Annotated in this window: 7 protein-coding genes; all 7 read right to left on the reverse strand. The window is 66.5% G+C overall.

What is annotated here, in order from left to right:
- Positions 1-26: 26 nt before the first annotated feature.
- A complete protein-coding gene (gene mfd / locus VGK32_19070) occupies positions 27-3893 on the reverse strand; it encodes a transcription-repair coupling factor (protein HEY3383870.1) in 3867 nt (1288 codons plus the stop codon).
- Positions 3894-3997: 104 nt separating this feature from the next.
- Positions 3998-4471 carry a D-glycero-beta-D-manno-heptose 1-phosphate adenylyltransferase gene (gene rfaE2, locus VGK32_19075; GenBank protein HEY3383871.1) on the reverse strand — a complete coding sequence of 158 codons (474 nt, stop codon included), beginning with the start codon at positions 4469-4471 and terminating at the stop codon, positions 3998-4000.
- 42 nt (positions 4472-4513) lie between these two features.
- On the reverse strand, positions 4514-5917 hold the full coding sequence (locus VGK32_19080; GenBank protein HEY3383872.1) for an ABC transporter ATP-binding protein: 1404 nt from the start codon (positions 5915-5917) through the stop codon (positions 4514-4516).
- A gap of 9 nt (positions 5918-5926) precedes the next feature.
- Complete coding sequence (locus tag VGK32_19085; GenBank protein ID HEY3383873.1) at positions 5927-6736, reverse strand: ABC transporter permease; 810 nt, start codon at positions 6734-6736, stop codon at positions 5927-5929.
- 4 nt (positions 6737-6740) lie between these two features.
- Positions 6741-7541, reverse strand: a complete 801-nt coding sequence (locus VGK32_19090) for a protein phosphatase 2C domain-containing protein (GenBank protein HEY3383874.1) — start codon at positions 7539-7541, stop codon at positions 6741-6743.
- Between the two features lie 21 nt (positions 7542-7562).
- Entirely contained in the window at positions 7563-7985 is a 423-nt protein-coding gene (locus VGK32_19095) for a F0F1 ATP synthase subunit epsilon (GenBank protein ID HEY3383875.1), read from the reverse strand.
- Positions 7986-7993: 8 nt separating this feature from the next.
- Positions 7994-9130, reverse strand: a 1137-nt coding sequence (atpD, locus tag VGK32_19100; GenBank protein HEY3383876.1) for a F0F1 ATP synthase subunit beta, incomplete at its 5' end; no start/stop codon positions are given.

Here is a 9130-nt window from a genome sequence, read left to right on the forward strand (position 1 = left end):
CAGCTAAACTATTGAAGAGGGTTATTTTACTTCGATCCGACCAATTCACTCAACACGCCGGCGACGCGGGTCAGGACGCCGTCGGGGCCCCGGGGGTCTTCCTTGGTCGGCCGCAGGATCGCTTCCTTGCTGAACCCGGGGCGCACCTCATCCTCCGTCGCTCGCGCGGTCCACCAGGAGGTGCCCTGCGGTCGCCGGGCTCGCCGTAGGTCGCCGGAGCCGACCGGCGAACGCGTGAAGCTCGCCGCTCCTCTTCCGGCGCGATCGGCGGGCTTCAGGGCCCGCCCGGCATCGCGCACCTTCGCCTTCCAGTTCAGGTCGAGCTTCAGGCTCGCCGGGGGGGCCAGGGTGACCTCCGGGTGCTCGCGCACGAGGCGGATCACGAGGTTCGGGTCTGGTCCGCCCTGACCCTTGAATGTAAAGACGACGGAGGAGCCCTGGCGGTCGATCTTCTCGACGCCAATTCGGTCGGCCATGATGCGAATCCGGCCGTAGTCCACCAGATTCAGCACCTCCGCCGGCATCGGGCCATACCGATCCTGGATTTCCTCGATGATGCCCTCGAGCTCGCGGTCGGTGCGGGATCCCGCCACTCGGCGGTAGAGCGCAAGGCGTTGCGACTGCTCGGGCACGTAGGCCTCGCCAATCCTTAGGTCGATGTTCAGGTTCACGGTCGCGCGCGTCTCGTCCTCGACCTCCTCACCCTTCAATTCGCGAACGGTCTGCTCGAGCAGCTTCATGTACATCTCGAAGCCAATCGCCTCGATGTGGCCGCTCTGCTCGCCGCCGAGCAGGTTGCCGGCGCCGCGGATCTCGAGGTCGAGCGCGGCCACACGGAAACCGCTGCCGAGGTCGCTGAACTCGCGGATTGCCGCGAGCCGCTTGCGGGCGATCGGCGACAGCGTGTTGCCGGGCGGGATGAGGAGGTAGGCGTACGCGGGCCGATCCGATCGGCCAACGCGGCCGCGAAGCTGATAGAGCTGTGACAATCCGTAGCGGTCGGCTCGATTGATCAGGATGGTGTTGACGTTCGGGATGTCGAGGCCGTTCTCGACGATGGTCGTCGCCAGCAGGATGTCGTACTTGCGCGCCACGAAGTCGACCATCGCGCGCTCCAGCGCGTCCTCGCTCATCTGGCCGTGGCCGATCACGATCTTCGCCTCAGGCACGAGGCGCTGCACGAGGTCGCCAATCGCGTAGATCGACTCCACCCGATTGTGGACGAAGTAGATCTGTCCGCCGCGCGCCAACTCGTTGCGGACGACGCGCGCGATGAGCTGCTGGTCGAAGCGCACGACATTGGTCTGGATGGCGAGGCGATCTTTCGGCGGCGTCTCGATGATGGACATGTCGCGGATGCCCACGAGCGACATGTTCAGCGTCCGCGGAATCGGCGTCGCGGTCATCGTCAACACGTCCACCTTGCGGCGCATCTGCTTGATGCGCTCCTTGTGCGCCACGCCGAACCGCTGCTCCTCGTCCACGACGAGCAGGCCGAGATCCTTGAACAGCACGTCCTTCGACAGCAGACGATGCGTGCCGACGATCGCTTCGATCTTGCCTTCAGCGAGATCGGTGAGCGTCTGCTTGATCTCGCCTTTCGTGCGGAAGCGGCTGACCATGTCGATGCGCACCGGAAATCCCGCGAACCGTTCGCGCAGGGTCTTGAGGTGCTGGAACGCGAGCACGGTTGTCGGCGCGAGGAACGCCACCTGCTTGCCATCCATCACGGCCTTGAACGCGGCGCGCATCGCCACCTCGGTCTTGCCGTAGCCGACGTCGCCGCACAGCAGACGGTCCATCGGCGTGGATGACTCCATGTCGGACTTGATGTCGGAGATGGCGGCCTTCTGATCCACGGTCAGGTCGTACGGGAACGTGCCCTCGAATTCCTCTTGCCAGTGTGTGTCTGGCGAGAACGAGTGGCCGGGCACGGCCTTGCGCTGGGCGTAGAGCTTGAGCAACTCCTCCGCCATGTCGCGCATCGCTTTCTTGACGCGCGTCTTCGCCCGCTCCCACGTCGTCCCGCCCATGCGGTCGAGCGACGGCCGGCTGGCGCCGGTGTACTTCTGCAGCAGGTCGAGGCGCTCGACCGGGACGAACAGCTTGTCGTCGCCCGCATAGCGCAGCTCGAGGAATTCCTGCGTGGACTCGCTGTACGGGTCCGTGGAGATCTGGCGGAGGCCCACGAATCGGCCGATGCCGTGATCGACGTGGACGACGAAGTCGCCGACCTTGAGGTCGCGGAAGTCGGAAAGGAATGCGCGCGAGGCGGAGCGGCGACGATCGGCGGCGCGCCGCTCTTCCTCGAACACGTCCGACTCCGCGAAGATCTGCAGGCCGGCGTCGGGCAGGCGGAATCCGCGCGAGAGCGTGCCGACTGCGACGAGGACGGCGGCGGCGTGCGCCATCTCGCCGCGCGCCTGGACGTTCTCGCGTTGTCGCGGATCGACGAAGACGGGGACGGCGATCAACTCGTAATCGCTGAGGACTTCGACCGTGCGCTCGGCGCGGCCGGGCGTTTCGGCCACGAACAGGACCGTCTCGCCGGACTGGCGCGCGGACTTGATGGCGGCAACCCAGTCGGCGATGCGGCCGCGGAACTCGATGCTGGGCTGGCAGGAGAAAGGTGCCAGGTGCTCGGGGCCAGGTGCCTGGTGCTGGCCTTCGGGCCGGTCTGGCCTGTCCGACGCTGCGTGCTCCGCGTGCTCTGTGTCGATCGCTCGGACGTCAAGTTCGTCCAGGTGCGTAGCCAGATCGAACAGCGCGGTGAGGTCGTCGAGCGGGATGAACAGCGTTTCGGGCGCGGGGATCGGCGGGACGGGTTGTGGACCCGTCCGGTCGATGACGTCCCGATAGCTGCCGGCCAGTTGGTCGATCGACTTCTCGGCTCGCGCCCGGACATCGTCGGTTTCGCAGACGAAGAGCAGTGGCCGCTTCACGAAGTCGAGCAGCGTCGCGGACCGATCGCCGGGTTCGATGTTGGGTGCGGGCTTCGCCGAGGGATCGAACGGCGGCGCGACGACGTCGTCGTCCGAATCGTCGGGGTCGTCGGAGTCGTCATCGTCGGCCGGCCAGGAGGCTTGTCGCGCCGGGTCTTTGTCGTCTTCAACCGGCCTGGAGGCCGGCCCTGCCGGCTGCGCGCGATCCCCGAACACCTCTTTCAATGGGACGATCGTGACGCGCTCGACCTCCCCGGTGGACCGCTGCGTCGCCGGATCGAACTGGCGGATCGATTCGACCGTGTCACCAACGAAGTCGAGACGAACAGGCTGGGCGCTGCCGGCCGGAAAGATGTCGATGACGCCGCCCCGGACGCAGAACTCGCCGTGCGAGTCCACCGGATCCTGGCGCGTGAAGCCGGCGTCCACGAGCAACTCGGCGAGCGCGTAGGGGTCGATGTCGTTGCTGGACTTCAGCTCGAGCGATGCCTCGAGCAGGCGCGTCGGCGCGCTGACCCGTGGCAACATCGCGGTGGCCGACGCCACGATGACCCGCGCGGTGCCGGTGGCTGCGGCGTGGAGGGCCCGCGTCCGCGCGGAGAGGACGCCGAGGTGCGGGGAGAGGCCGCGATAGGGATCGACTTCGTGCGACGGAAACGGCAGGACCGCCTGCAGCACGGCCGCGTCCGACAGACCCTCGAGCGCAGCCAGGAAGAAGCGCACGTCCGCGGTCGTCTGTTCGACGTCCGCGTCGGTCGGCACGACGACAACGATCGTCGATCCCGTGGTGCCCGGCCTGGGTGCCGGTGCCTGCCGATTCGCGGCGGCTGCCAGGTAGAGCGCCTGTGCTGCCGGCGACAGACCGGTCACGCGCGTGGGTCCGGGCACACCGAGAGCCACCTTGTTGATCGTCGCCTTGAGCAGCGCCTGGAGGGTAAGAGATGTGGACATTGAAAAGCAGGCCTGACGGCCTGCTCCAACCGATGATGCCTGGCCTCGGTGTCAGGGCCGGATCGCCCATACCGGGGCCGACGATCTTCGGCCAGAGCAGGGCATCAGCCCTGCCCGACTCCTCTGATCTTCTCAATCATACCTGTCGTCGAGAAGCCGGGTGCGAGAGCGATTCGGATGACCTTGCCGCCGCGGGCTTCGACGATGTCGCGGCCGATGATGGCGTCGGGGGCCCAGTCTGCGCCCTTGGCGAGGATGTCGGGCTGGATCGCGCTGATGATCGCGTACGGGTCGTCCTCGTCGAAGATGACGACGGCGTCAACCGCGGCGAGCGCGGCCACGATCTCGGCGCGGTCCTGTTCGTCGTTGATGGGGCGTGTGGGGCCTTTGATGGCCCGGACGGATCGATCCGTGTTCACCCCGACGATCAGCGAGTCGCCGTGCGCGCGCGCCCCGGCGAGATAGCGGACGTGGCCGGGGTGCAGCAGGTCGAAGCAGCCGTTGGTGAAGACGACCTTCTTGCCACCGGCGCGCATCCTGTCAGCCCAGGCGACGGCGTGTTCGCGAGAGAGGACCATGGGGTTTCTTCTGTGGACGGGCGGGGAAGCCTTGTTGCGCCCCTACGTCGTCTGATGCGTCGGGTCGTCCGACACCGGTTCGGTCGGGTCGTCGCGCCGGACGCCGTGGCGAATCTGAATGTCCTTCGAGAACTCCCACGTGTGCGGCGGGCGGTAGATGCCGACGTCCTTCGTACGCGACTTCACTCGGAAGCTGTACAGCAGGCGATGATAGTCGTACGGATTGCCGTCCAGGTGGTGCACGGCGAGATCGATCTTGTACGTGCCCTCGACCAGGTCGAGGCGTTCGATGCGAAAGACGACTTCCTGTACGCCGACGACCTCGCGAATCTGCAACTCTTCCATGTTGGTGTTCGTGCCGTAGCAGCAGACGCCTTCCGTGTTGAACAGCCCGAAGCCGAACACGACGCCGGTGACCGGCTTGAGCGCGCGCACGTTCAGGCGGATCGCCATGGCGTCGCCGGCCTGGAACACCTGCTTGGGCGCGCCGTCGGCGCCGAGGATCGTGACGTTCGAGATTTCCACCTCGCGCGATCCCCACCTCCCTTCGCTCGCCTTGAACATGTCGGCCGGCGCTTCGCCGGCTGCTGTCGGATTCTCCGGCTGGGGCCCCTCGCCCGACTGCCCGCCGCTCGTCGCCGCGGCTGCCAGGGCGGCATCGCGGGCACGCGCGTCGCTCGCGGCCAGCTGTTTCTCCTCGCTCTTCGCGACGTCCGCGTAGTAGGCCGAGACCACGCGCCGGGGGTCGCCTTCCCCCCGCATGCTCCCGCTGTCCAGCCACAGCACGTCGTCGCAGAACCGCTCGACCAGACCGAGCGAGTGCGTCACGAGCAGGATGGTCTTGCCTCGCCGGCGGAACTCCGCGAACTTGTCGAGGCACTTGTGGGTGAACGCTTCGTCGCCGACGGCCAGCACCTCGTCGATCAGCAGCACGTCGGGGTCGACGTTGATGGCGACGGCGAACCCGAGGCGCATGTACATGCCAGACGAGTACGTCTTCACCGGGGCGTCGATGAAATCCGTCAGTTCGGCGAAGTCGACGATCTCGTCGAAGCGGCGCGCCACCTCGCGCTTGGTGAGGCCGAGCATGATGCCGTTGATGAAGACATTCTCGCGGCCGGAGATCTCCGGGTGGAAACCGGCGCCCAACTCGATCAGCGCGGAGATGCGGCCCTCGACGGACACGCGGCCCTCGGTCGGCTTGGTGATGCCGGCCACCAGCTTGAGCATCGTGCTCTTGCCAGACCCGTTTCGGCCGATGATGCCGTAGGTCGTGCCCTTGCGCACCTTGAACGAGACGTCCTTGACGGCTGCGAACGTCTCGTTGGGGTGCAAGTCGCGCAGGACCGTGCCCTTGAGCAGCGCGCTCTTGAGCGTGGCGAACTGGCGGCGATTCGAGAACCGCCGGTAGACCTTCGTGACACCCGTCGCTTCAATCGAATACATGGCTGGCGATCACACTTCTTCGGCGAACGAATCCCGCAGGCGGTCGAACAGGAAGTAGCCTGCGAAGAACAGCGCGATCGACGCGGCCAGGAGGATGAGCAAGCCCTTCCAGTGGCCGAACGAGCCCGGCGGCGTCGAGGGGTAGAACAGGATCTCCTGGTACGAGATCGCCAGGTGCGTGAACGGGTTCAGGTTCAGCAGTGTTCGCTGCAACGATCCCTTCTCGACCTGCGTCATCGGATAGATGATCGGCGTCGCAAAGAACCAGAACGTCACGAGGTTCGACAGGATGTCCTTGATGTCGCGGAAGTGCACCGTCAGCGCCGACACGATCAGCGCAATGCCCGTCGTCAGGATCAGCTGCGTCAGCAGCACCACCGGGAACCACAGCACCTCCGGGAACTCGATCGGCCGCCGGTAATAAATGAGGAAGATGATCAGGATCGGCAGGCCGAACAGGAAGTGCACGAGGTTCGAAAGCACGGTGACGATTGGCAGCACTTCGGCCGGGAACAGGACCTTCTTGATCAGGTTGCCGCCGGCGATCAGCACGTTGGCCGACTCGAGCACGGACGAAGAGAACCAGGTCCACGGCAGGATGCCGCAGAAGAGGAAGAGGGCGTACGGCTGCGTCTCGGGCGCGCGGTTCGGCAGGACCACTGCGAAGACGAACGAATACACGAGCAGGAGCAGCAGCGGGTTGATGAACGACCAGAAGAAGCCGAGCACCGACCCGCGATACCGGGCCTTCAGATCCCGAGCGACGAGGCTCTGGATCAGTCCGCGGTAACGGACGAGCTGCGAGAGGTTGTGGAACATGGAGTCACAGTCTCACGATCACCGCCGTGATATTGTCCGGCCCGCCGGCGAGGTTCGCGGCATGCACGAGTGCATCGCACACGCAGCCGCCACCGGTCCCCTCGTCCGCCGTGTCCTGCTCGACGATCCCCTCCATCTGGGCGTCGGTGAGGACGCCGCACAGTCCGTCGGTGCAGAGGAGGAGGCGGTCGCCTTCGGACGCGGGTACCCAGCCGAACTCGGCCTCCGGTTCCGCACCGCCCGCCAGCGCGCGCGTCAGCAGGTTGCGCCGCGGGTGCGCCCGCGCTTCCTGCGGCGTGAAGGCGCCGGCGCGCATCTGCTCTTCGACCCACGAGTGATCGTTGGTCAGGCGGTCGAGGCGTCCGCCGCGGAACCGATAGATCCGGCTGTCGCCGACATGGCAGATCGTGACGCCGCGTACCGGCGATTTCGGTCCGTTCGCGTCGCCGGGCACGAGGACCGTCGCAATCGTCGTGGCCATTCCCTGCCGTCCGCGCGCGGATTCGATCTCGATGCGGATGCGCGCGTTCGCGAGGTGCAGCGCCCAGTTGAGGCGATTGCCGTCCACGCCGAGGCCCGGCTGGTATTCGAACGGCCACGTCGTGTCCTCGTCCCAGCCCTTCGTGTCGGCCACCGCCGATTCGATCGCATCCACGGCGGCACGCGACGCAATCTCGCCGGCCTCATAGCCACCGACACCATCGGCGACCACGAACAGGCCGAGGTCGACCCGCGCGCAGTAACTGTCTTCGTTGGTCTCCCGGCGCATACCGGTGTGGGAGGAGGCGCAACAGGACAGGGACATTCTGGACTCTGGGCGTCACTTCTAGCCGCGGGTCCGGGCTCGCGAGGCAACCTGCAGCCGCGTGAGGGCCTTCATCATCGAGATGCGGGCGCGCTCGAGATCGAAGTCTGACACGCGGCTGGCGAGCGCCTGCTCGGCGCGCTGGCGCTCAGCCTGGGCACGGTCCACGTCGATCTCCTCGGCCCGCTCGGCAATCTGCGCCAGGACCGTGACGCGGTCCGGCAGCACCTCGCAGTAGCCGAACGCCACCGACATGTAGAACTTCTCGCCGCCCTTGCGGTACCACATCTGGCCGACCTGGAGTTCCGCCAGCATCGGCGTGTGCCCCGGCAGGACGCCGAAGTATCCCTCGACGCCCGGCACCTGCACCTCGTCCACCTTGTCGTGGACGATCGCGCGCTCGGGCGTCACGAGTTCGAGGGCGAGGTATTGCGGCAGTGGCATATCGTCGTCTATTTCTTCATCTGGGCGGCGCGCTCGACGGCCTCTTCGATCGTGCCGACCATGTAGAAGGCCTGCTCGGGCAGCCCGTCGTGCTTGCCGTCGAGAATCTCCTTGAAGCCGCGGATCGTGTCGGCCACCTGCACGTACTTGCCGGGCGTGCCGGTGAACTGCTCGGCGACGAAGAAGGGCTGCGACAGGAAGCGCTCGATCTTCCGGGCGCGTGCCACCGACAGCTTGTCGTCTTCCGAGAGCTCGTCGATGCCGAGGATCGCGATGATGTCCTGCAGGTCCTTGTAGCGCTGCAGCACGAGCTTCACTCCGCGCGCGACGGCGTAGTGCTCCTCGCCGACAATGTGCGGATCGAGGATGCGCGAACTGGAGGCCAGCGGGTCGACGGCCGGGTAGATGCCACGGTCGACGATCGCTCGCGACAGGTTCGTTGTCGCGTCGAGATGTGCGAAAGTGGTCGCGGGCGCCGGGTCAGTGTAGTCGTCGGCCGGCACGTAGATCGCCTGGACCGACGTGATCGACCCCTTGTTCGTCGACGTGATCCGTTCCTGCAGTTCGCCCATCTCCGTCAGCAGGGTCGGCTGGTAGCCGACGGCCGACGGCATGCGGCCGAGCAGCGCCGACACTTCCGAGCCCGCCTGCGTGAAGCGGAAGATGTTGTCGATGAAGACGAGCACGTCCGCCTTCTCGCGATCGCGGAAGTACTCGGCCACCGTCAGTCCCGCGAGGCCCACGCGCAGGCGCGCTCCGGGCGGCTCGTTCATCTGCCCGTAGATCAGCGCCGTGCTCTTGATGACGCCCGACTCCTGCATCTCGATGTACAGGTCGTTCCCTTCGCGCGTCCGCTCGCCCACGCCGCAGAAGACCGACTTGCCACCGTGCCCCTTCGCCACGTTGTTGATCAGCTCCATGATCACGACCGTCTTGCCCACGCCGGCGCCGCCGAACAGGCCGATCTTGCCGCCCTTCACGAACGGCGCGATGAGGTCGATGACCTTGATGCCGGTCTCGAACACTTCCGTCTTCGGCTCGAGGTCCACGAAGTCCGGGCGCTTGCGGTGGATCGGCCAGCGCTCCACGTCCGCGCTGATCGGCGCGCCGTTGTCCACCGGCTCGCCCAGCACGTTCAGGATGCG

This window comes from Vicinamibacterales bacterium (assembly GCA_036504215.1).
In the GTDB taxonomy this organism is placed as follows: Bacteria; Acidobacteriota; Vicinamibacteria; order Vicinamibacterales; family Fen-181; genus FEN-299.